The sequence below is a fragment of the Streptacidiphilus albus JL83 genome (genome assembly GCF_000744705.1).
GTDB lineage: Bacteria > Actinomycetota > Actinomycetes > Streptomycetales > Streptomycetaceae > Streptacidiphilus > Streptacidiphilus albus.
The window spans coordinates 6,534,944-6,557,699 of the sequence record NZ_JQML01000001.1 but is presented as its reverse complement, the minus strand read 5'-3'; the positions used below and the strand labels follow the sequence as shown (position 1 = coordinate 6,557,699).

Here is a 22,756-nt window from a genome sequence, read left to right as displayed (position 1 = left end):
CGACGACCGAGCCCCTCCCCGCGGTGCGGGGAGGGGCTCGGTTTCGAACTACGGGAACCGCGGCACTACTTGGCGATCAGCGAGCGCAGCACGTACTGCAGGATGCCGCCGTTGCGGTAGTAGTCGGCCTCACCGGGGGTGTCGATCCGGACCTTGGCGTCGAACGCCACGTCGCCGGCCTGGACCCGCACGGTCTCCGGGACGCCGCCGTCGTTCAGCGCGGTGACGCCGGTGATGGCGAAGGTCTCCTCGCCGGTCAGGCCGAGCGAGTCGGCGCTGGCGCCCTCGGGGAACTGCAGCGGCAGCACGCCCATGCCGATCAGGTTCGAGCGGTGGATGCGCTCGTAGGACTCGGCGATGACGGCCTTGACGCCCAGCAGCGCCGTGCCCTTGGCGGCCCAGTCGCGGGACGAGCCCGAGCCGTACTCCTTGCCGGCCAGGACCACCAGCGGGACGCCGGCGGCCTGGTAGTTCTGCGCGGCGTCGTAGATGAACGACACCGGTCCCTCGGCCTGGGTGAAGTCGCGGGTGTAGCCGCCCTCCGTGCCCGGGGCGATCTGGTTGCGCAGCCGGATGTTGGCGAAGGTGCCGCGGATCATCACCTCGTGGTTGCCGCGACGCGAGCCGAAGGAGTTGAAGTCGCGCTTCTCCACGCCGTGCTCGGTGAGGTACTGCGCGGCCGGGGTGCCCGGCTTGATGTTGCTCGCCGGGGAGATGTGGTCGGTGGTGACCGAGTCGCCCAGCTTGGCCAGCACCCGGGCGCCGGTGATGTCGGTGACCGGGCTCGGCTCGTGCGCCATGCCCTCGAAGTACGGGGGCTTCCGGACGTAGGTGGACTCGGCGTCCCACTCGAAGGTGTTGCCGGTGGGGATCGGCAGCGACTGCCAGCGCTGGTCGCCGGCGAAGACGTCCGCGTAGTCCTTGGAGAACATCTCCGCGTCGATCGAGGAGGCCACGACGTCGGCGATCTCCTGCTCGGTCGGCCAGATGTCGGCCAGGTAGACCGGCTTGCCGTCGGCGTCGGTGCCCAGGGCGTCCTTGGTGATGTCCACGTTCATGTTGCCGGCGATCGCGTAGGCGACGACCAGCGGCGGGGACGCCAGGTAGTTCATCTTGACGTCGGGGTTGATCCGGCCCTCGAAGTTGCGGTTGCCGGAGAGCACCGAGACGGCCGCGAGGTCGTGCTCGTTGATCGCCGCCGAGACCTCCTCGATCAGCGGGCCGGAGTTGCCGATGCAGGTGACGCAGCCGTAGCCGACCAGGTCGAAGCCCAGCTTCTCCATGTAGGGGATCAGGCCGGCCTTCTCGTAGTAGTCCATGACGACCTTGGACCCGGGGGCCAGGGTGGTCTTGACCCACGGCTTGGCGTGCAGGCCCTTCTCCACGGCCTTCTTGGCGAGCAGGGCCGCGCCCAGCATCACCGAGGGGTTGGAGGTGTTGGTGCAGGAGGTGATCGAGGCGATCACGACCGCGCCGTTGTCGATCTCGTAGGACGTGCCGTCGGGCGAGGTGACCAGGGTCGGCCTGTGGATGCCGTTGGAGACCGCCGGGGAGTCGGAGGCCGGGAAGGACTCCTTGCCCGACTCGTCGTCCACCGCGATGTAGTCGCGCACGGCGACCTTGAAGCGGTCGGCCGCCTCGGCCAGCACGACCCGGTCCTGCGGGCGCTTCGGGCCGGCGATCGAGGGGACGACCGTGGCCAGGTCCAGCTCGATGTACTCGGAGTAGACCGGCTCGACCGACGGGTCGTGCCACAGGCCCTGGGCCTTGGCGTAGGCCTCGACCAGGGCGAGCTGCTGCTCGCTGCGGCCGGTCAGCTTGAGGTAGGAGATGGTCTCGGCGTCGATCGGGAAGATCGCGCAGGTGGAGCCGAACTCCGGCGACATGTTGCCGATGGTGGCGCGGTTGGCCAGCGGGATCGAGGAGACGCCCGCGCCGTAGAACTCGACGAACTTGCCGACCACGCCGTGCTTGCGCAGCATCTCGGTGATGGTGAGCACCAGGTCGGTGGCGGTGGCCCCGGCCGGCAGCGCGCCGTTGAGCTTGAAGCCGACCACGCGCGGGATCAGCATGGAGACCGGCTGGCCCAGCATCGCGGCCTCGGCCTCGATGCCGCCGACGCCCCAGCCGAGCACGCCCAGGCCGTTGACCATGGTGGTGTGCGAGTCGGTGCCGACGCAGGTGTCCGGGTAGGCCTGGCCGTTGCGGACCATGACCGTGCGGGCCAGGTGCTCGATGTTGACCTGGTGGACGATGCCGGTGCCCGGGGGGACGACCTTGAACTCGTCGAAGGCGGTCTGGCCCCAGCGCAGGAACTGGTAGCGCTCCTTGTTGCGGCCGTACTCGATCTCGACGTTCTGGGTGAACGAGTCCTTGGTGCCGAACTTGTCGGCGATGACGGAGTGGTCGATGACCAGCTCGGCCGGGGCCAGCGGGTTGATCTTCGCCGGGTCGCCGCCGAGCTCCTTGACCGCCTCGCGCATGGTGGCGAGGTCGACCACGCAGGGGACGCCGGTGAAGTCCTGCATGATCACGCGGGCAGGGGTGAACTGGATCTCCTGGTTCGGCTGCGCCGACGCGTCCCAGTTGCCCAGGGCGCTGATGTGGTCGGCGGTGATGTTCGCGCCGTCCTCGGTGCGGAGCAGGTTCTCCAGGAGCACCTTCAGGCTGTAGGGGAGGCGCTTCGCGCCCTCGACCTTGTCCAGCTTGAAGATCTCGTACGACTCGTCGCCCACCTGCAGCGAGCTGCGGGCGTCGAAGCTGTTGGCGGACACGACTGTCTCCCTATGTTTCTCTCCGCGCCCGGGCTCCGGGCGCATGCCACGCGATCACGGCGAGGATATCTTGATGTCGAGATAACCATAGTGCATCACACGCCGGTGGGCGACGCGGGGAGGGGTCGCGGCGGGGGTCACACCGAGCCGGTGACGCTGCCGTTGACGGTGCCCATGGCCAGCGCGTGGGCGGCCAGTCCGGTGGCGTCGTAGACCAGGGACTCGCCCAGCCGGGTCGGCCGGTAGTCCTTCGGCAGGGCGTAGACGGTGAAGACGTAGTCGTCGGTCGCGCCGCCGCCCGGACAGGGGGCGAGCCAGCCCTCGACCGTGCGCCCCGGGAGCGGGCCGCCGGGGGTGATGCCGCTGGTGCCGGGCGGGATGTCGACCACGTACCAGTGGTGCACCACCGGGTAGGTGCTGTTGTCGTCGACCGTGACCGCCAGCCAGCCGGTGCCCTTGGGCACGCCGGTCCAGGAGAGCGGCGGAATCTGGCTCTTCCCGTCGCAGGAGTACCGGAGCGGGATCGGGCCGTTGTCGGTGAAGGCGCTGCTGGTGACGGTGAGCACGGCCGGGGCGGCTGACGGCGGCGCGGACGAAGGCGCGGAGGGTGCGGCGGGTCCGGCCGCCGCTCCGCCCGGTCCGCCGCAGCCGGCCGCCCCGAGGGCGACCAGCACCCCGGCCGCCAGCCCCGCCGCCGTCCGAACCCCCACCGCCCGAACCGCCGCCGTCCGTCCCGCCGTTCGCCCTGTCATCGCCGCCGCCCCCATAGGTCTGGACCAAGTCGGTGCGCGCGAGACTACTGGACCCCGGACGATCCGTCAGCGGATCAGTCGCCCAGGGTGGCGACCATGATCGCCTTGATGGTGTGCAGCCGGTTCTCCGCCTGGTCGAAGACGATCGAGTGCGGCGACTCGAACAGCTCGTCGGTGACCTCCAGCTCGGTGTGGCCGGTGGTCGCGTGGAGCTGCCGGGCCACCTCGGTGCCGAGGTCGTGGAAGGCCGGCAGGCAGTGGAGGAACTTCACGGCCGGGTTGCCGGTGGCGCGGACCGTGTCCATCGACACCTGGTACGGCATCAGCAGCTCGATCCGCTCGGCCCAGACCTCCTTCGGCTCCCCCATCGACACCCAGACGTCGGTGTAGAGGAAGTCCGCGCCCGCGACCCCGGCCGCGACGTCCTCGGTGACGGTGATCCTCGCCCCGCTGGCGACGGCCAGCGCCTCGGCCTCCGCCCGGACCTCGGCCGTCGGCCACAGCTGCTTCGGCGCGACGATCCGGATGTCCATGCCCAGCAGCGCACCGGTGACCAGCAGCGAGTTGCCCATGTTGTTGCGGGCGTCGCCGAGGTAGGCGAGGGCCACCTCGGCCAGGGGCTTGCTGCTGTGCTCCTGGACGGTCAGCACGTCGGCCAGCATCTGGGTCGGGTGCCACTCGTCGGTGAGCCCGTTCCAGACCGGGACGCCGGCGTACTCGGCCAGCTCCTCGACGATCGCCTGGCCGTGGCCCCGGTACTCGATGCCGTCGAACATCCGGCCCAGCACCCGGGCACTGTCCTTGACCGACTCCTTCGCGCCCAGGTGCGAGCCGCTCGGGTCGAGGTAGGTGGTGTGCGCCCCCTGGTCGGCGGCGGCGACCTCGAAGGAGCAACGGGTCCGGGTGGAGCCCTTCTCGAAGATCAGGGCGATGTTCTTGCCGCGCAGCCGGGGCTGCTCGGTGCCCGCGTACTTGGCCGCCTTCAGCTGGGCCGACAGGTCGAGCAGGAAGCGGAACTCCTGGGGGGTGAAGTCCAGCTCCTTGAGGAAGTGCCGGTTGCGCAGGTTGAAGGCCATGCCGAGCTCCTGGGGTGACGGGGACGACCGATTCGGCAAGTGTATACGGACGCTAGAATTTTTATGCAGTCGAATCGAATGGAAGTCCCGGCGTCAGAGCCGGGGGTCGACCGGCTCCGACTCCAGGGCGAGGACGGCGAAGACCGCCTCGTGCACCCGCCACAGCGGCTCGCCGGCCGCGAGCCGGTCCAGGGCCTCCAGGCCCAGGGCGTACTCGCGCAGCGCGAGCGAGCGCTTGTGGCCCAGCGAGCGCGAGCGCAGCCGGTCCAGGTTGGCGGGCAGGGTGTAGTCCGGGCCGTAGATGATCCGCAGGTACTCGCGTCCGCGGACCTTCACGCCGGGCTGGACCAGTCGGCCGCCCTCCGGGCGGACCAGCGCGGCCAGCGGCTTGACCACCATGCCCTCGCCGCCCGAGCCGGTCAGCTCCTCCCACCACTGGATCGCGGCGGCGGTGGACCGCTCGTCGCCGGTGTCCACCAGCAGTCGGCCGGTGCCGCGCAGCAGTCCGCTCGGGTCGGCGGCGACCAGCCGGTCGATCCAGCCGAGGTGCTGGTCGTGCGGACGGACGGCGAGGTTCTGCCCCTCGGCGGCGAGCAGCTGGAACGGGGCGAGCTTGATCCCTTCCAGGCCGTCGACCGGCCAGCAGTAGCGCCGGTAGGCCTCGGTGAAGGCGGCGGCGTCGGCGTGCCGGAGCTGCTGGCGCTCGGCCAGTTCGGCCAGTTCGGGGCCGGCGTCCCGGGCACGGGCCTGCGCCAGTGCCGCCAGGGCGGCGGGCAGCGCGGCGCCGGCCGCCGCGCCGACGGCGGCGTACTGACGGCGCAGCAGCCCGAGCGCCTTCAACGACCAGGGCATCAGCTCGGCGTCCAGCAGCAGCCAGTCGCTGTCGAGCTCGTCGAAGAGCCCGGCGGCCACGGCGGCGGCGCGCAGCCGGTCCAGCACGGCGGCGGTCAGCTCGTCGCCGTCGAGGAAGGAGCGGCCGGTGCGGGTCCAGATCGCGCCGCCACCGGGCGGGACCGCGCCGAAGCGCTTGTCGAGCGCCGGCCCGTCCCGGCCGAGCAGCACGACCGCGCGCGAGCCCATGTGCTTCTCCTCGCAGACCACCTCGCGCACGCCCTCGGCGAGGTAGCCGGCGAAGGCCTCCTCGGGGTGCTCCAGGTAGCCCCCGCGGCGGGAGGTCGCGACCGGGGCCATGGTCGGCGGCAGGTAGGCGAGCAGCCGGGGGTCGAGCGCGAAACGGCTCATCACCTCCAGTGCGGCGGCGGCGTTCTCCTCCCGGACGGCGACCCGGCCGTGCTGGGCGGTCTCGACGATCCGGCGCCCCGCCACGTCGGTGAGCGCCAGCGGGCGGCCTTCGCGGGCACCGGGCGCGTCGGTGATCAGCGGGCGCACCGGCTCGTACCAGACCTGCTCGGCCGGGACGTCGACCAGCTCGCGCTCCGGGTAGCGGAGCGCGGTCATCCGTCCGCCGAAGACGCAGCCGGTGTCCAGGCAGACGGTGTTGTTGACGAAGGAGGCGGTCGGGGTCGGGGTGTGGCCGTAGACCACCAGGGCGCGGCCCCGGTACTCCTCGGCCCACGGGTAGCGCACCGGCAGGCCGTACTCGTCGGTCTCGCCGGTGGTGTCGCCGTAGAGCGCGAACGAGCGGACCCGGCCCGAGGTGCGGCCGTGGTACTTCTCCGGCAGCCCGGCGTGGCAGACCACCAGGTTGCCGCCGTCCAGGAGGTAGTGGCTGACCAGGTCGGTGATGAAGCGGCGGACCTCGGCGACGAACTCGGGGGTCTCGGCGGCGAGCTGGTCCACCGTCTCCTGGAGGCCGTGGCTGACCGTCACCTTGCGTCCGGCCAGGTAGCGGCCGAGCTTGTTCTCGTGGTTGCCGGGCACGCAGACGGCGTGTCCGGCGCCGACCATGCCCATCACCAGCCGCAGCACGCCGGGGCTGTCCGGCCCCCGGTCGACCAGGTCGCCGACGAAGACGGCGGTGCGGCCCTCGGGGTGCACCGCGTCGACGGCGCGGCCCTCGTCGTCGAAGGCGACGGCATAGCCGAGCCGGCCGAGCAGGGTGACCAGCTCCGCCCGGCAGCCGTGGATGTCGCCGACGATATCGAAGGGCCCGGTGAGGTGCCGCAGGTCGTTGTAGCGCTTCTCGTAGACGATCTCGGCGGCCTCGACCTCGGCCTCCCCGCGCAGGTGGTGCACCTTGCGGAAGCCCTCGCGCTCCAGCGAGCGCAGCGAGCGCCGCAGTTCGCGCTGGTGCCGGGGGATCACATGGGCGCCCATGCCGGCCCGGTCGGGGCGGGCGGCGTTGCGGGCCGCGCAGACGTCCGGCGGCACGTCGAGCACGATCGCGACCGGCAGCACGTCGTGGGCGCGGGCCAGGTCGATCAGCTGCTTCCGGGCCTCCGACTGGACGTTGGTGGCGTCGACGACCGTCAGCCGACCGGCCGCGAGCCGCTTGCCGGCGATGTAGTGGAGCACGTCGAAGGCGTCGCCGGAGGCGGACTGGTCGTTGGTGTCGTCCGCGACCAGACCGCGGCAGGCGTCGGAGGACAGCACCTCGGTCGGCCGGAAGTGCCGGGCGGCGAAGCTGGACTTGCCGGAGCCGGTGGTGCCGATGAGCACGACCAGGGAGAGGTCGGGCACGGCGAGCTCGCGCTTGCCGCTGCTCGCGTCGTCGTGGCTCATCGGGTGGCTCCTGCCGAAGTGTCGTTGCTGGTGCTGGTGCTGGTGCTGGTGCCGCGGGTGAAGGCGGCGAGCTGGGTGGGCGGGCCGACCTCCGGGTCGTCCGGGCCGACCGGGGCGAAGGCCACCGTGTAGCCGTAGCTCTCGGCCACCCGCCGGGCCCAGGACCGGAACTCGGCGCGGTCCCACTCGAACCGGTGGTCGCCGTGCCGGACATGTCCGGCCGGGAGGGACTCCCAGCGGACGTTGTACTCGACGTTGGGCGTGGTCACCACGACCGTGCCGGGACGCGCCGCCCCGAAGACGGCGTGCTCCAGGGCCGGCAGCCGGGGCGGGTCGACGTGCTCGATCACCTCGCTGAGCACCGCCGCGTCGTAGCCGGTGAGCCGGGTGTCGACGTAGGTCAGCGCACCCTGGACCAGTCGGACCCGGGCCGCCTGCCGCTCGGACATCCGTTCCAGGTGCAGTCGGCGGGCGGCGACGGCGAGCGAGCGCGAGGACACGTCCACGCCCAGGACCTCGGTGATCCGGGCGTCCTTGAGCAGCGCGGCGACCAGGCCGCCCTCGCCGCAGCCGAGGTCGAGCACCCGGGTCGCCCCGGCCGCGCGCAGCACCTCGACGATCGCGGCGCGGCGCTGGACCTGGAGCGAAACCGGATGGGGCGAAACCGGATGGGGCGAAACCGGATGGGGCTCGACGCCTTCGGCCTCGGCAGCCTCCGCCGCCTCGGCCGCCTCCGCCTCGGCCGCTCCGCCGAGCGGGGAAAGCTCCTCGACCTCGCGGTCGTCGGCCTCGGCCAGCCGGGCCAGCTCCAGCTGCTCCAGCGCGGTGCGCGCCAGCGACCAGCGCCGGGCCAGGTAGCGGCGGGCGATCAGCGGCAGCTCGGGGTGGTCCGCGAGCCAGCCCTCGCCGGCCCGCAGCAGCTTGTCGACCTCGTCCGGCGCGACCCAGTAGTGCTTGGCGTCGTCCAGCACCGGCAGCAGCACGTACAGCTGGCTGAGTGCGTCCGCGAGGCGCAGCGAGCCGGTCAGCTCCAGCCGGACGTAGCGCGAGTCGCCCCACTCGGGGAACCGGGTGTCCAGCGGGACGGCCTCCGCCTCGACCTGCCAGCCCAGCGGCTCGAACAGCCGCCGGACCAGCTCGGGCCCGCCCTCCTCACCGGCCTTCGCCGGGAGCGCGGGAACGGCGATCCGCAGCGGCAGCGGGTTGGCCGCCAGCTCCGGCCGGTGGTCGCAGCGGCCCTTCATCGCGCTCTTGAAGACCGTGGTGAGCGCCACCGCGAGCAGCGAGGACGCCGCATAGGGGCGGTCGTTGACGTACTGGGCGAGTGCGAAGTCGGGTGAGCCGCCGCGTCCCTTACCGTGCCCGCGCCGGACCAGCCCGATCGGGTCGACCTCCAACAGCAGTGCGGCGGTGCACTGCTGTTCGGTCGCCTCCGGGTAGAAGACATGGGCGCGGCCGTGGGAGGTGGCGAACGACTGGGCCCGGCCTGGGTGCTTGTGCAGCAGAAAGCCCAGGTCGGTGGCGGGTCGCTCGGCGGAACCGGAGGTACTGATCGTCAGGAACACACGATCGAGTATCGCGGGCGGGCGGCGGCAGGGCACCGGGTTTTCGCGGGGCGTCCCGACCGCCTGGGAGGCGGCTCGGAATCACCTGTCAAAGGCTCCTCTCACTTCCCCTTAAGAGCCGTATAGGAAAACGACGTGAAGGTAAGGGCGCGGTCGCTCGGACCGGTGGACGTCGACATGGGGCAGGGACATGCGAGAAGCGCGGCACAGCGGGGCGGCAACCCGGGCGGTCCGACGGCGGGCCGAACACCTCCGGGAGGCGCTCCGCCCGCCCGGACTGAGCCGGCGGACGGCGGCGCTGCTCCCCGACCGGCACGGGACCCGGCTGGTCGGGTCCCCGGTGTTCGTCATCTCCTCGCAGCGGTCGGGCTCGACCCTGCTGCGGGTGCTGCTGAACAGCCACTCCCGGATCCGCGCTCCGCACGAACTCCACCTGGACACCCTCCAGGTGCGGCTCGGGGCCGACTACGCCGCCGAGGTGATGGCAGAACTCGGGCTCCCCCGGGCTGCGTTGGAGCATCTGCTGTGGGACCGGGTGCTGGACCACGAACTGACGCGCAGCGGCAAGGACATCATCGTGGACAAGACCCCGAACAATGCGCTGATCTGGCGGCGCATGGCGGCGGCCTGGCCCGACGCCCGCTACCTCTTCCTGCTCCGGCACCCCGGTTCGGTGCTGGAGTCGGTGCTGAACCGGCACCACGACGCCGAGCGGACCGGCGCTCTCCGCGATGTCCACGCGCAGGTGGCCGGCGTCCAGGAGGCCAGGAGCCGGCTCGACGGCCTCACCCTGCGGTACGAGGACCTCACCGCCGACCCGGAGCGCGAGACCCGGCGCGTCTGCGCCTACCTGGGCGTTGCCTGGGAGCCCGGGATGCTCGAATACGGCAGGCAGGACCACGGCCCGTTCAAGCCCTACTTCGGGGACTGGAGCGAGAACATCGGCTCGGGCCGGGTCCAGGCCGCCCGTCCGCTGCCGGCCGCCGCCGACGTCCCCGAGGAGCTCCGGGAGACGGCCCGGGCCTGGGGCTACCTCGGATAGCCGAGCGGCGGTTCCTTCGCTGCCGACCGTGGCCCAGCAGGACGTCGGTCTTGCTGTTGCCGCCGTCGACGGCCAGGAACAGCGTCACCGCCGGCTCCACGGCAGGTGGTCGGCGTTGATCGAGACGAGCTCGGCGGCCAGCCGCCGGGCCAGGTCGTACTGGCCGACCAGCGGATGGGCCAGCAGCGCCTGCTCGACCCGCTGCAGCCCGCCCTTGACGGCGGCCTCGGCGGCCAGTTCCTCGTAGGCGGCGACATGGGCGATCAGCCCGGCGTACCGGGGCTCCAGCGGGGCGACCGGCAGCGGTACCGCGCCGCCCGTGCCGACAGTGGCCGGGACCTCGATCACCGCGTCGTCCGGCAGGAAGGGCAGCGTCCCGGCGTTCCAGACATTGGCCACGTGCCGCGCGCCGCTGTCCCCGAGCAGCCCGCCGAGCAGGGAGATCGCCGCCTCGGAGTAGAAGGCGCCGCCGCGCTGCTCCAGCAGGGCCGGCTTGGTGTCGAGCGTCGGGTCGGCGTAGAGGTCGAGCAGTCGCCGCTCCAGGTCGCCGACCTCCTGGGCCCGCGAGGGCTTGGTGCGCTGCTCGGCGACCTCGGCGTCGTGGCCGTAGAAGTAGCGGAGGTAGTAGGACGGGATCGCGCCCATCTGCCGCATCACCTCCACCGGCAGCCGGCAGCGGGCGGCCAGGCCCTCGCCGTGCTCGTCCAGCAGCCGGGGCAGGACGTCGACGCCGCCGACCCGGACGCCGCGCTCCCAGGTCAGGTGGTTGAGGCCGACATGGTCGAGTTCGACCGTGCCCGGGTCGACGCCCAGCCATTCGCCGAAGCTGTGCTGGAAGCCCTTGGCGACGTTGCACAGCCCGACGGCCCGGTGCCCGGCGTCCAGCAGGGTGCGGGTGACGATGCCGACCGGGTTGGTGAAGTCGACGATCCAGGCGTCCGGGCTGGCCCGGCGGACCCGCTCGGCGATGTCCAGCACCACCGGCACCGTGCGCAGCGCCTTGGCCAGGCCGCCGGCCCCGGTGGTCTCCTGGCCGACGCAGCCGCAGTCCAGCGGAAACGTCTCGTCGCCGAGCCGGGCCTGCTGGCCGCCGATCCGCAGCTGGACCAGGACGGCTGACGCCCCCTCGGCCGCCGCGTCCAGGTCGCTGCTGGTGGTGACCCGGCCGGGGTGGCCCTGGCGGGCGAAGATCCTTCGGCTGAGTGCGCCGATGAGCTCCAGCCGTTCGGCGGCCGGATCGACCAGTACCAGCTCCTCGACCGGCAGCAGGTCGCGCAGCCGGGCGAATCCGTCCGCCAGCTCGGGGGTGTAGGTGGAACCGCCACCGACGACGACGATCTTCAACCCTGGACTCCTGTCGGTAGGACGCCCTCGACGAGGGCGCGTGGACGGGCGGACGCTGGCCAGGCCGACGGCCGCATGGCAGAATGTTTACCAGTTAGTTGACCAGTTGCGCCAGAGGTTGACCAGTTGTCGCTCCGACTCCGGTGCGACCGGACAGTGGAGGAACCGAGAGCCGTGGCAACAGCCCCGCACACGTACCGCAAGCGGGATCGGATCCGCGAGCACCTGCTCGACCTGATGGAGGGCCTCGCCCCGGGCGACGCGGTCCCCTCGGAGCGGCGGCTCTGCGCCGAGCTGGAGGTCTCCCGGCCCACGCTGCGTTCCGTCGTCGACGAGCTGGTCCGCGACGGCCTGCTGGTCCGCCGGCAGGGGCAGGGCATGTTCGTGGCCGAGCCCAAGATCGCGCAGGCGCTGACCCAGCAGGCCAGGGGCGTTGCCGCCACCGGCATCGGCACCCACGCCGTGGCCGGCGTCACCGGCAACTGGACCAGCCGGACCGTCGACTTCACCCGGATCAGCGCCGGCGCCCGGGTCGGCCGGAGGCTGCGGCTCGCCCCCTCGGCCCCGGTGCTGCGGGCGACCCGGCTGCGCCTGGTCGACGGCGAGCCGATCTCGGTGGAGACCCTCCACCTGCCGGAGGCCCTGGTCCCCGGGCTCACCGCGGAGGATCTGGCCGACCACTCCTTCTACGCGCTGCTGGAGTCGCGCTACGGCATCGGCGTCCATGACGCGCTGCAGACCATCGAACCGACGGTGACCGACGAGGAGGAGGCGGCGCTGCTGGGTGTGCCGCAGCACTTCCCGGCGCTGCTCTTCGAACGGGTCACCGAGGACGAGCAGGGCCGGGTGGTCGAGTTCTCGCACTCGGTCTACCGGGGCGACCGCTACCGGATCGTCTCCCGGCTGTCGCTGGCCAGGAACGACAGCGGCGGCCGGATGCTGGCGGGTCAGTGGTCCACCGCCGATCCGACCGAGCAGGGCCGGGGGCTGCCGGCCGACCCGTTCTTCGCCACGCCCTCCTGAGCGCGCCGACCGGCGCAGCGGTTGCCGGGGTTGCAGCGGTTGCAGGGGTTGCAGCGGTTGCCGGGGTTGCAGGGGTGCCCGACCGTGCCGGGCACCCCTGGTCGTGCGGGCAGGCGGTCAGCCGTCGGCCGTCAGCGCCGGGTCCACAGTTCGTTGCTCTCGCCGGTGCAGGGCCACAGCTCCATCGGGGTGCCGTCGGGCGCGTCCACCGCACCGCCGGTGACGTCCAGGCAGTCGCCGGACTGGACGCCGGTGATGCTGCCGTCGGCGTTCAGCTGCCACTGCTGGTTGGCGCCGCCGTTGCAGGTGTAGAGGTCCACCTCGGTGCCGGGCTGAGTGCCCTGCCCCTTGGCGTCCAGGCACTTGCCCATGGTCTGCAGCGAGTTGTCGCTCGCGTGGTAGAAGCTCTGGCCGGCCGTGCCGGTGCAGTCCGAGACGTCGATCGGGGTCAGGTTGGCGGTGGCGTCGGCCGGGTCGTCCAGGCAGCGTCCGCTCGCGGTGGAGACCAGCGCGGTGGCGTTCAGCGCACTGGCGGAGAACCAGGGGTTGCCGCCGCCCAGGGTCCAGACCGAGATGCTGGTGACGCCGAGGCTGCGCGCCAGGGCCAGCTTCTCGTCGAGCGCGGTCTGGTCGACGTAGTCGTAGAAGCTGCCGCCGGAGCTCCAGCGGATCTCGCCGGAGCCCGGATCGCGGCGGGCGGCGACGGTGCTCGGGTTGCTGGAGTAGCCGGGCGCGGCCTGCATGTCCTTGAAGGTCAGGTTGCCGGTGATGGTCTGGCACTTGGCGGTGGCGGTGTACGCCTCGGCGGGCAGCCCGGCCACGAACCGGTACTGCTGGGCCGCCGGGATCTGCGCCAGCGCGCCGGTGATCAGGCTCCGCTCCCAGGAGAAGGGCGTGAAGGCCAGACAGGTCGAGCCGACCGGCGACTGGTACTCGTCGTCGTAGACCATCATCACCACCTGGTCGGCCCCGGCCGCCAGCACCTGACCGTAGTTGAAGCCGGTGGTGACGTCCGGCGGGCCCTCGACCTGCAGCTTGAGCCCGGCGGCGTGCAGTCCGGCGGCCAGCTTGGCCAGGAAGCCGTAGTAGTTGGCCTGGTCGTTGCCGACCCAGCTCCAGTAGTTCTCGAAGTCCACGTCGACACCGGTGAAGCCGATACTGCTGGTCAGGTTGACCAGTGTGCTGACAGCGGTGGCGACCTTGGCCGGGTTGCCGGTCAGCGCCTCCTCCGAGGGCAGGTCGGCCAGCGAGGTGGTCAGGTACTGCTGGGCGGACCAGGCCTTGACGTCGGCCACGTTGGCGGCGCTGTAGCCGTTGCAGGCGTAGGCCGGCTCGGAGGCGTTGAGCTGCACCGGGTCGCCGTCGCTGTCGAAGTCGATGTACTCGGCCTTGAGCACCCCGTTCTTGAGCCTGCCGTCGTGGTACTCGGCGGGCGCGGAGCAGGTCACGGAGCCGGCCCGGCCCGGGTAGAGCCACTCCTGGGCCGCGATCGGCGTCGGCGTCGGCGTCGGCGTCGACATAGACGTCGGCGCGGCGGCGTCGGCCCGGGCCACCGGGGCACCGACGGCACTGACGGCACTGACGGCACTGGCCAGGGCCACCGGGGCGGCGGGGGCGAGACACAGGGCGGCCAGCAGTCCGCCCAGCGCGACGAGGGTCGGAACCCGTCGGGAACGATGGTTTGTCATGGACCGAATGGTGAACTGGTATTTACCAGTGGTCAATACCTCTGGGCCGCCTTCTCTGCGGGGCCTGGAACAACCGCAGGTCGGCCGGGTGCGGCGGAACAGATTCGTCCGCTGCTCCTCGGCCCGGTCCACGGCTCAGGTCCACGGCTCAGGTCCACGGCCCCGGTCCACGGCCCCGGTCCACGGCTCCGGCTCACTCCGGGGCCGCCTCGCGGGCCCGGAGCCGGCGGAGCATCCGCGGGTCCTCGAAGCCGACGCTCCGGGAGGCCGCGTCCACGGTGGAGCCGTGGGCGATCAGGTGCTCGGCCCGCTCCAGCCGCAGGGTCTGCTGGTAGCGCAGCGGGGTGAGGCCGGTGGCGCGGGTGAACTGGCGGGTGAGGGTGCGCTCGCTGACCCCGACGGAGGCGGCGAGGACGGCCAGCGGCAGCCGGTCCGCATAGGACCTGTCGATGACGTCCTGGGCCCGGTGGACGGTGTCGTCGAGGTGGGCGCGGTGCCGGAGCATGGCGCTGTGTTGCCGCTCATGGCCGTTGCGGCGGGCGTAGACCACCATGTCGCGGGCGACCTGCGCGGCGGCCGCCGGACCGTGCCGGCCGGCGACCAGGAACAGCGCCAGGTCGATGCCGCTGGCGATCCCGGCCGAGGTGACCACCCGGTCGTCGACGGTGAACAGCACGTCGCGCACCACCGTGGCCCGGGGGTGACGGGCGGCCAGCTCCTCCTGGAAGTCGTGGTGGGTGGTGCAGCGGCGGCCGTCCAGCAGCCCGGCGCTGCCCAGGGCCTCGGCCCCGGCGCAGACGCTGGCAACGGTCCCGCCCCGGTCGTGGTGCGCACACAGCCAGGCCAGGGCCTCGGGGCCGAACTGCGGCCCCCGGCGCAGGGACGGCGTACTCCACCCGGGGACGAGCAGCAGGTCGTCCCGGGCCGGCACGGGCAGCTCCGTCGAGGCGCTCAGCGGCAGCCCCTGGGCACTGGTGACCAGGGGCTGCTCGGCGACATAGCCCAGGGTGTAGGCGTGGCCGAAGGCGGCCGCGGTGGAGAAGACCTGCGCGGGCCCGGCGAGGTCGAGCAGGTGCACGCCGGGCGCCAGCAGGAAGAGGATGCGACTCATAGTGGGTCGATCATTCCCCGTCGGACGCTGTCGCTTCCAGTTGGGCGGCGGCCTCCAGCTCGGCAACGGTGGCGATGGTCGCGAACCGGTCGGCGAGGGCGAACTCGGTGCGCTGGATGATCTCCTCGGCGCTGAGGGTGACCCCGCCCCGGGTGACCGGGTCGGTGGCGGTGGCGTCGCTGACGAAGGTGACGTCGTAGCCGAGGTCGCTGCCCACCCGGGTGGTGGTCTCCACGCACTGCTCGGTGCGGATCCCGCAGACCGTCAGTTCGCGGATGCCCCGGGCGGTCAGCTCCTGCTGGAGGTTGGTGGTGGTGAAGGCGTTGTGCGAGGTCTTGTGGATCAGCAGCTCGCCGTCGCGGCGCTCCAGCCCGTCGATCAGCCGCACCTGGCCGAGGGCCGGGTCGAAGACGCCGCCGCTGCCGGGCTCGCTGTGGAGCACCCAGACGACGGTGTCGCCGGCGTCGCGGGCGAGCCGGACCAGCCGGTCGACCTGGTCGGCGATCTTCGGGTTGCTGATCGCGGCCCACTCGGGACGGGCGCGGAAGGATTCCTGGACATCGATGACAATCAGTGCTCGGGTCATGTCCATCAGTCTGGCCTGGCCCTGACCGGCCGGGACAGGCGCGATCGGGTCCGACAGCGGACCGATCCGGTCACCCGGTGCGTCCGCGTGCCGGTCCGGTTCGGCATCGGCCCGCCGGATTGGTTAGCGTTCAGGGGTGACCAACGAGACTGCACCCCTTTCCTCCACCGCCTCCCTCGGCGTTGCCGCCCGTGGCGCTGTCGCCGTCGGGCTGGCCGGCATCGCCGCCGACGGCACCGTCCTCGACACCTGGTTCCCCGCCCCCACGCTGGCGGAGTCCCCCGGCCCGGCCGGGACCGTGCGGCTCTCCGCCGAGGAGGCCGCCGAGGCCCTCGGCGCGGGCGTGGCCGGTGCCCTGCGCACCGACGCCCGGCGCGGCGTCGATGTCGTGGCGGTGCGCACGGTCGTCTCCTCCCTGGACGAGGCCCCGCTGGACGCCCACGACGCCTACCTGCGGCTGCACCTGCTGAGCCACCGGCTGGTGCAGCCGCACGGGCAGAACCTCGACGGCCTGTTCGGCCTGCTCGCCAACGTCGCCTGGACCAGCATCGGCCCGGTGCCGGTGGACGGCGTCGAGGCGGCCCGGCTGGCCGTCCGCGCCGAGGGCGGCCAGCTGGCCGTCTACGGGATCGACAAGTTCCCGCGGATGGCGGACTACGTCGTGCCGTCCGGCGTCCGGATCGCCCATGCGGACCGGGTGCGGCTCGGCGCGTACCTGGCCGCCGGCACGACCGTGATGCACGAGGGCTTCGTCAACTTCAACGCCGGGACGCTGGGCGTCTCCATGGTGGAGGGCCGGATCTCGGCGGGCGTGGTGGTCGGCGACCACAGCGACATCGGCGGCGGGGCCTCGATCATGGGCACCCTGTCCGGCGGCGGCAAGCAGGTCGTGTCCGTGGGCGAGCGCTGCCTGCTCGGCGCCAACTCGGGCATCGGCATCTCGCTCGGCGACGACTGCGTGGTCGAGGCCGGCCTCTACGTCACCGCCGGCACCCGGGTGACCCTGCCGGACGGCGAGATCATCAAGGCCGTCGACCTGTCCGGCCTGCCGAACCTGCTGTTCCGGCGCAACTCGCAGTCCGGCGCGGTCGAGGTCATCGCCCGCAGCGGCTCCTGGGGCGGCCTCAACGCCGCCCTGCACGCCCACAACTGACGGACCGGCGGTGCGGGCCGGCCCGGTCCGTCAACCCTGGGCTCACCAGGGCGCCGTAGATCCCCCCTGGGTGTGACCCAGGGTGACCGGGCTCGGCTCCCGCTCGTTCCACGGGCGGGGCCGGCACTGTCCGCCGGGCCCGTCCGCAGCAGCCAGGAGGGGCCCGCCCGCCATGTCCGAGACCTCTGTCTTTTCCGAGGGGCCCGCAGCCTTTTCCGAGGGGCCCGCAGCTCCGCTGAGTCTGCTGGCCCAGATGCAGCAGTTGCTCGCCGAACTCGACGCCGATCTGGGCCGGCTCGACGCCGACCTGCAGAGCCCGCCGCCACATGCGCGCGAGGAGCTGTCGCAGCAGCTCTAGCAGCGCCGTCACGACTCACCGCCCCGGTCGGCGCGCTGCCGCTCCCAGACCGGCCGGGGCTCGGTCCGGCTCCGGTCCACGGCGCGCAGCAGCTCGGTCGCCAGTTCCTGGCACTCCGCCACGGCGTCGACGGAGTCGATGCAGCGCCAGTAGAGCTCCTGCTCGCCGGCCCCGCAGGCGAGCACGATGAGCGACTCCGCCGTCTCGTGGATCAGCGCCCGCAACTCCCGCACGGTCGCCGTCAGGTCCCCGACGCTGCTCAGCCGCTCCGCCCGGCTCGGGCCGCCCTCGTCCGGGGGGCGGCCGACACAGGCCGCGGCGTGGCTCGCCGCCTCCATCAGCGCGTTGGCGATCTCCACCGCGCCGCTCCCGACCGCAGCCCCACCTCCGCCCCCGGCGCCGGCCCCGGGTCCTGTCAGCGAGAGCGCCGCGAGCGAGGCCACGGCCTCCACCAGGACGCAGGCCTGCCACGCCTCGATCAGCGCGGGCGGGACGCTGCGCGCCTCGGTGAGCGCATGGCGGGTGGATTTGATGAGTCTCAGCGCGTCCATGGCGTCGCACTCCCGTTGGTCTCCCGACGGACGATCCGTCAGAAATCCAGCGTGGACCGGCGGCCGGACACCGGGGCGCGGACGGCTGCCTCCTGTGGACAGACCCGGGGGTGTGGAAAACTCCGTCACCCGATCGGGCGATCGGGCGCGGCCGACGCCCGACGCCGGGCCCTCAGGCGTCCAGTGGCGGCGTCCCGCCGACCGGGAAGCGGAGTTCGTTGCGCTCGATCTTGGCGGCCAGCGCCGCCAGCGGGTCCACCCCCAGCGCGGAGCAGAACTGCAGCAGGTAGGCGAGCACGTCCGCCACCTCGTCCTCCACCCGGGGGGCGCGCTCCGGGTCAGACATCACCGCCGCCGCCTGTTCCGGCGTCAACCACTGGAAGATCTCCAGCAGTTCCGAGGCCTCCACGCTCAGCGCGGCCACCAGGTTCTTGGGCAGGTGGTACTGCCCCCAGCCCCGGGCCGCCGCGAACCGGCCCAGCCGCCGCTGCAGCTCGGCGACATCGGGAACCCCGTCCCCCACCGTGCTCCCGGCCACCCGCCACGTCCCGGCCCCGGCACCGGTCCCGGTCCCGACCCTGGTCCCGGCCGCGTCGCCCTGCTGCTGCTCATCCATAGGCATAGGACTATTGTCCGCTCCCCGTGCCGCCCTCCAGCACGCTGCCGCCGGTCGTCGGCTCCCGTCGGCAGTGGACGTCGACCACCCCGGGGACGTCGGCGGGCTCCCGTCCGGTCGCCAGCAGCCGCACGTGCCCGCGGGCCGCCACCTCCACCGCCAACGGCAGCAGCCGCTGGTCGAAGTCCTCGGCCAGCACGGTGAGCAGCCGCTCCGCGTCCGGCACCTCGGTCGCCGAGCCCATCTGCAGCACCCCGGGTCCGGTCAGCAGTACGGTGGCGAAGGCGAGGTGGCGCAGCGTCCCGGCGCCCAGCAGCGCGGCCGAGGTGCGGCGGCCGGTGCCCTCGTCCACGGCCGCGAGCACCCGTCCGTCCCCGGCGGCGCGGAGGACGCCGAGGCCGGCCGCCGGGAAGGGGGCGGCGGCCCGGACCGCCTGGAGCAGCCGTCCGTACCTGATCCGGCACTCGCCCTCGATCCGGGCCAGCACCGCCGACAGGTTGTCCGCCGAGCTGCGCAGCCGGGCGTCGTCGGCGGGCGAGACCCAGTCCCGCATCTGCCCGGGCGCCGGATCGATCAGGAAGACCTCGCGCAGCGCGGTCAGCAGGTGCTGGACGGCCACCAGCACCCGCTGCTCCCCCGGCGTGGCACCGGCCACCCGCAGCGGCAGCTGGGCGGTGAGCAGCGCGGAGGCGGAGAGCGGCGCCCGGATGTCGCCCTGCCGCCCGTCGCTGTGCCAGCTGGCGTTGATCCGGCCCCGGGCCTGGTCCTCCGCGCCGGTGGCGAGCAACACCTGGCCGTCGAGGGCGAGCTGCTCGGCCACCACCCGCGGCCGGCCGTCGGTCCTGACCGCCACCTCCAGCCGGACCGCGCCCTGCGGGGTGCCCACGGTGCAGCCGAGCCGGAAGCCGCGCCCGCCGTGCGGGACGCATCCGGCGAGCCCGCCGCGGACGCCGGACAGCGCCTCGGTCAGCTCGCCGCCGCCGGCCAGGCCGGAGAGGGCCGCCAGGCCGTCCAGCACGTTCGAGGCGCCGGCGCCGGAGGCGCCGTGCAGCACGGTTACCGGGGCCAGCGGCAGTTGCGTCCCGACGTGGGACTTGAAGGCGACGAGCCGCAGTTCCCGCACGGTGGGGCGGCGCGGCGCGGCCGGTGCGGCGGCGGAGGTCGCGGGCACGGTCGTCGCGGGCACGGTCATGGTCACGCCCACGGACGCTACTGCTCCGCCCGCCGCCCGGATCGCAGGGCCGAAGCCGGAGGCGGGCCACCGGCCGGGTCCGGGCGTGCGGATTCCTACGATCGGGTGAACACGCTCAGCTTCACCGAGGCGGTCACCCGGACCGGGTCCGGCAGCGCCGCGATCCGCTCGGCGAGGGCGGCCGGGTCGGTGTGCCAGGCGCTCGGGCCCATGCCGACGACCGTGGCGACCGCCGCGTGGTCGAGCTCCATCGGGAAGCCGTGCTCGGTGCTGCCCCGGTGGTCGAGGTACGGCTGCAGCGCCGCCGCGAGCCGCTCGTCCTTGCGGTCGTCCACCCCGAGCAGTCCCAGCTCGCCCACCAGCTCGGCGAGGTGACGCGGCGTCGGCGAGACCACCAGCAGGGTGCCGCCGGGGCGCAGCACCCGGCGGATCTCGGGTCCGTTGCGCGGCGCGAAGACGTTGAGCACGGCCGAGGCCGCCGCGTCGCGGAGCGGCAGCGGCTGCCAGGTGTCGCAGACCACCGCGCCGGCGCGCGGGTGCGAGCGGGCGGCGCGGCGCAGCGCGAACTTGGAGATGTCCAGGGCCAGGCCGCGGGCGAGCGGTCGGCGGTCGAGCACGGCGGCGAGGTAGTGGCCGGTGCCCGCGCCGAGGTCGACCACGGACTCGCTGTCCTCGGGGACGGCGGCGGCGAGCGCGGCGGCGATCGGGGCGTAGTGGCCGGCGCCGAGGAAGGCGTCGCGGGCGGCGACCATGGCGGCGGTGTCGCCGGTTCCGGCGTGGGCCCCGCCGGGCAGCAGGTTGGCGTAGCCCTGCCGGGCGATGTCGAAGGAGTGCCGGTCCGGGCAGCGGAGGGTGGTGGCCGGGCGGTCGTCCCCGAGCCCCAGCGGCTGTCGGCAGAGGGGGCACACCAGGTACTCCACGATGTCCTGCAGCACGCGTACCGGTCCTCGTCTTCTGGGGCTGTCCGGGCCGGAACGGCTGCCCGGACCCGCTGGTCGGGCCCCCAGCCTGGCAGATCGCGGCGGAGACTGTCAGATCGCGGCGGCTAGGGCTCGCCCGGGCCCGGCTCCCCGCCGTCCCCGGCGTCCCCCGCGTCCCCCTGCTCGCCGCCGGCCCCGCTGCCCTGATCGTCCTCGTCGTCGTCCGCGTCCGGCAGCTGGTCGACGATCCAGCCGGCCAGCCGCTCGGCCGTGGCCTCCACGCCCAGCCGGCCCTCGCGGACGCCGCGGGCGAGACTGCGCATCTCGCGGGTGGTGGTGGCGACATTGGCGCCGCCGGAGACCAGGTAGGCGAAGGCGACGGCGGTGGCGAACAGCTCGTTGTTGCGTTCGAGTGCGGGCACCCGGATGAGCTGGTGCATCAGCGCCGCCGCCCGGTCCTCGGGCTCGGGGTAGACCAGCACGTCGAAGATCTCGGCCTGATGGCGGGTCACCGCCGCGACCAGCGAGCCGTAGTCGGTCACCCTGGGGTCGCCCGGGGTGTACTGCTCGGCGACCATGAGCAGCCAGGACAGGTCGATCTCGATGTTCAACGGCGCTGGCCCGTCCCTTCGGGCTCGCCGAACTCGGCGAGGAACGCGGCCTCGTACTCCTTCATGAACTGGGCGGCGGCGTCCACGAAGGAGCGGCCCACCTCGCCCATGTCCTGCTGGACCAGCTTCTCGATGTACTGGTTCATGCTGATCCCCTCCTGTTCCGCCCTGGCGCGGGCGATCTCCGCAGTGGTGGCGTCCACCCGGACGTTCAGCTGCTTCTTAGTCATACTTTCAAGCTAGCGCGATTCTGCTAGCAAGCAAGCCCCTGCAGCGGAGAGCTGTCTGCGGGGAGAGCTATGAGGAGATACCCACACCGGGCGGACACGAAAAGACACAGGTTCATCACGTTCCGCAGCGGAGCCGCCCGGTCGCACGGAACCTAGCGCTCGACCGGCTCCAGGATCGCCACGCACTCGAAGTGCTGGGTCATCGGGAACAGGTCGAAGGCCCGCAGGCTGACCGGCCGGTAGCCGGCGTCGGCGAAGAAGGCCAGGTCGCGCGAGAGCGCGGCCGGGTCGCAGGCGACGTAGGCGATCCGGCGCGGGCTCAGCCCGGCCAGGTGGCGGACGGTCTCGCGGCCGGCGCCGGCCCGCGGCGGGTCCAGCACCACCAGGTCGGTCTCGGTGATCCCGGTGCGCGGCAGCAGCCGCTCCACCTTGTCGCACTCGATCCGGACCCGGCCGTCGCCGATCAGGTCGGCCAGGTTGTGCCGGGCGTCGGCGACCGACTGCTTGGAGGACTCGATGCCGAGCACCGCGCCGGTCTCCCCCAGTTGGTCGGCGAGCGCCCCGGCGAACAGGCCGACGCCGCAGTACAGGTCGAGCGCGTTCTCGCCCTCCTGCGGGTCGAGGCCCTCCAGCACCGCCGAGACCAGCAGGTCCGGCGCCTCGGGGTGGATCTGCCAGAAGCCGCCGTCGCTGACCCGCCAGGTCCGGCCCGCCGCCCGCTCGCGGACGAAGGAGCGGCCGTGCACCTTGTGCAGCCCGCCGTGGCCGTCGATCCGCATCACCGACACCGGCCGGTCCAGCTCCACGATCGGCAGCCGGGCCCCCTCCTGCGGGGTGAGGATGACCTGCCGGTCGGAGGAGCCGGAGGAGGTGATCGCCTCGACCGTCGCCATCCCGTCCCAGGCGCGGGTCTCCACGCCCAGCTCGGAGATGCCGGGCGCGGCGATCAGACAGCCGTCGACCGGCTGGACCTCGTGCGAGCGGTGCCGGCGCAACCCGGCCCGGCCGGTGGCCGGGTCGACCGCGTACTGCACCCGGGTCCGCCACCGGGGGACGACGCCGGCCGGCAGCTTGCCGCCGACCGGTTCGACGCTGCCGTCCCAGCCGGCCTCGGCCGGGCTGAGCTTGGCCAGCTGCCGCAGCTGCTCGGTCAGCACCTGGACCTTGAGCTTGCGCTGCGCGCCGGGGGTCGCGTGCTGCCAGTCGCAGCCGCCGCAGCGGCCGGGACCGGCGAAGGCGCACGGCGGCTCCACCCGGTCCTTGGACGGGGTCAGCACCTCGACCGCGTCCGCCCGCAGGAAGCGCGAGGTCGCGCTGCCGTCGGTGACCTCGGCGACGACCCGCTCCCCCGGCAGCGCGTGCCGGACGAAGAGCACCCGGCCCTCGTGCCGGGCCACGCAGTGGCCGCCATGGGCGACCGGCCCCACCTCCACCTCGTACCGCTGCCCGACCAGGGAGTCCGCCTCGGGCGTACCGGTGGAG

The 22,756-nt window shown here is 73.0% G+C and carries 19 protein-coding genes and 1 pseudogene; 4 read left to right on the top strand and 16 right to left on the bottom strand.

Features of this window, described 5'->3' with window-relative positions; translation table 11 throughout:
* Positions 1-65 precede the first annotated feature (65 nt).
* The 5 genes from acnA to BS75_RS28680 all read right to left on the bottom strand — a co-directional run bounded on the left by acnA (position 66) and on the right by BS75_RS28680 (position 8,849).
* A complete protein-coding gene (gene acnA, locus BS75_RS28700; RefSeq protein WP_174515016.1) occupies positions 66-2,819 on the bottom strand; it encodes an aconitate hydratase AcnA in 2,754 nt (917 codons plus the stop codon).
* A gap of 92 nt (positions 2,820-2,911) precedes the next feature.
* A complete protein-coding gene (locus BS75_RS28695) occupies positions 2,912-3,484 on the bottom strand; it encodes a YbhB/YbcL family Raf kinase inhibitor-like protein (RefSeq protein ID WP_052069765.1) in 573 nt (190 codons plus the stop codon).
* 116 nt (positions 3,485-3,600) lie between these two features.
* On the bottom strand, positions 3,601-4,602 hold the full coding sequence (gene argF, locus BS75_RS28690) for an ornithine carbamoyltransferase (RefSeq protein ID WP_034090328.1): 1,002 nt from the start codon (positions 4,600-4,602) through the stop codon (positions 3,601-3,603).
* A 93-nt stretch (positions 4,603-4,695) separates the two neighbouring features.
* Positions 4,696-7,284 carry a polynucleotide kinase-phosphatase gene (locus BS75_RS28685; protein ID WP_034090327.1) on the bottom strand — a complete coding sequence of 863 codons (2,589 nt, stop codon included), beginning with the start codon at positions 7,282-7,284 and terminating at the stop codon, positions 4,696-4,698.
* Complete coding sequence (locus tag BS75_RS28680; RefSeq protein ID WP_034090326.1) at positions 7,281-8,849, bottom strand: 3' terminal RNA ribose 2'-O-methyltransferase Hen1; 1,569 nt, start codon at positions 8,847-8,849, stop codon at positions 7,281-7,283. Before BS75_RS28680 ends, BS75_RS28685 begins: the two co-directional genes overlap by 4 nt.
* Positions 8,850-9,039: 190 nt before the next feature.
* Here BS75_RS28680 and BS75_RS28675 point away from each other — a divergent pair, with 190 nt between their 5' ends.
* Entirely contained in the window at positions 9,040-9,891 is an 852-nt protein-coding gene (locus BS75_RS28675; RefSeq protein WP_063771386.1) for a sulfotransferase family protein, read from the top strand.
* Positions 9,892-9,975: 84 nt separating this feature from the next.
* On the opposite strand, the gene BS75_RS28670 is transcribed toward BS75_RS28675, so the two are convergent.
* Positions 9,976-11,235, bottom strand: a complete 1,260-nt coding sequence (locus BS75_RS28670; RefSeq protein ID WP_034090325.1) for a family 4 glycosyl hydrolase — start codon at positions 11,233-11,235, stop codon at positions 9,976-9,978.
* Positions 11,236-11,409: 174 nt separating this feature from the next.
* Here BS75_RS28670 and BS75_RS51615 point away from each other — a divergent pair, with 174 nt between their 5' ends.
* Positions 11,410-12,258, top strand: coding sequence for a GntR family transcriptional regulator (locus tag BS75_RS51615; protein WP_034090324.1), 849 nt, complete (start codon positions 11,410-11,412; stop codon positions 12,256-12,258).
* A gap of 131 nt (positions 12,259-12,389) precedes the next feature.
* Here BS75_RS51615 and BS75_RS50685 read toward each other — a convergent pair whose 3' ends face one another.
* From BS75_RS50685 to BS75_RS28645, 3 genes are all read right to left on the bottom strand, one after another.
* Positions 12,390-13,946 carry a ricin-type beta-trefoil lectin domain protein gene (locus BS75_RS50685; RefSeq protein WP_052069764.1) on the bottom strand — a complete coding sequence of 519 codons (1,557 nt, stop codon included), beginning with the start codon at positions 13,944-13,946 and terminating at the stop codon, positions 12,390-12,392.
* Between the two features lie 193 nt (positions 13,947-14,139).
* Positions 14,140-15,057: a GlxA family transcriptional regulator gene (locus BS75_RS28650; protein WP_034090323.1), complete on the bottom strand. Its 918-nt coding sequence runs from the start codon at positions 15,055-15,057 to the stop codon at positions 14,140-14,142.
* A gap of 10 nt (positions 15,058-15,067) precedes the next feature.
* The gene (locus tag BS75_RS28645; RefSeq protein WP_034090322.1) at positions 15,068-15,643 is read right to left on the bottom strand and encodes an isochorismatase family protein; all 576 of its coding nucleotides are present in this window, start codon (positions 15,641-15,643) and stop codon (positions 15,068-15,070) included.
* A 136-nt stretch (positions 15,644-15,779) separates the two neighbouring features.
* Here BS75_RS28645 and dapD point away from each other — a divergent pair, with 136 nt between their 5' ends.
* Both dapD and BS75_RS28635 read left to right on the top strand, forming a co-directional pair.
* On the top strand, positions 15,780-16,796 hold the full coding sequence (gene dapD, locus BS75_RS28640; RefSeq protein WP_034090321.1) for a 2,3,4,5-tetrahydropyridine-2,6-dicarboxylate N-succinyltransferase: 1,017 nt from the start codon (positions 15,780-15,782) through the stop codon (positions 16,794-16,796).
* Between the two features lie 172 nt (positions 16,797-16,968).
* Positions 16,969-17,154, top strand: coding sequence for a hypothetical protein (locus tag BS75_RS28635; RefSeq protein ID WP_034090320.1), 186 nt, complete (start codon positions 16,969-16,971; stop codon positions 17,152-17,154).
* An 8-nt stretch (positions 17,155-17,162) separates the two neighbouring features.
* On the opposite strand, the gene BS75_RS28630 is transcribed toward BS75_RS28635, so the two are convergent.
* From BS75_RS28630 to BS75_RS28600, 7 genes and pseudogenes are all read right to left on the bottom strand, one after another.
* On the bottom strand, positions 17,163-17,705 hold the full coding sequence (locus BS75_RS28630; protein WP_034090319.1) for a DUF6099 family protein: 543 nt from the start codon (positions 17,703-17,705) through the stop codon (positions 17,163-17,165).
* Positions 17,706-17,877: 172 nt separating this feature from the next.
* Entirely contained in the window at positions 17,878-18,228 is a 351-nt protein-coding gene (locus tag BS75_RS28625; RefSeq protein WP_034093958.1) for a nucleotide pyrophosphohydrolase, read from the bottom strand.
* Positions 18,229-18,331: 103 nt separating this feature from the next.
* On the bottom strand, positions 18,332-19,519 hold the full coding sequence (locus tag BS75_RS28620) for an AAA family ATPase (protein WP_152645574.1): 1,188 nt from the start codon (positions 19,517-19,519) through the stop codon (positions 18,332-18,334).
* Between the two features lie 89 nt (positions 19,520-19,608).
* Positions 19,609-20,448 (bottom strand): putative RNA methyltransferase, encoded by an 840-nt coding sequence (locus BS75_RS28615; RefSeq protein WP_034090318.1) that lies wholly within the window; start codon positions 20,446-20,448, stop codon positions 19,609-19,611.
* 233 nt (positions 20,449-20,681) lie between these two features.
* Positions 20,682-21,044: pseudogene (locus BS75_RS28610) on the bottom strand (fic family toxin-antitoxin system, toxin component); the annotation flags it as partial.
* Positions 21,041-21,274 (bottom strand): toxin-antitoxin system HicB family antitoxin, encoded by a 234-nt coding sequence (locus tag BS75_RS28605; protein WP_034090317.1) that lies wholly within the window; start codon positions 21,272-21,274, stop codon positions 21,041-21,043. The pseudogene BS75_RS28610 and the gene BS75_RS28605, both read right to left, overlap by 4 nt.
* Before the next feature lie 152 nt (positions 21,275-21,426).
* Positions 21,427-22,728: a class I SAM-dependent RNA methyltransferase gene (locus BS75_RS28600; RefSeq protein WP_034093955.1), complete on the bottom strand. Its 1,302-nt coding sequence runs from the start codon at positions 22,726-22,728 to the stop codon at positions 21,427-21,429.
* Positions 22,729-22,756 lie beyond the last annotated feature (28 nt).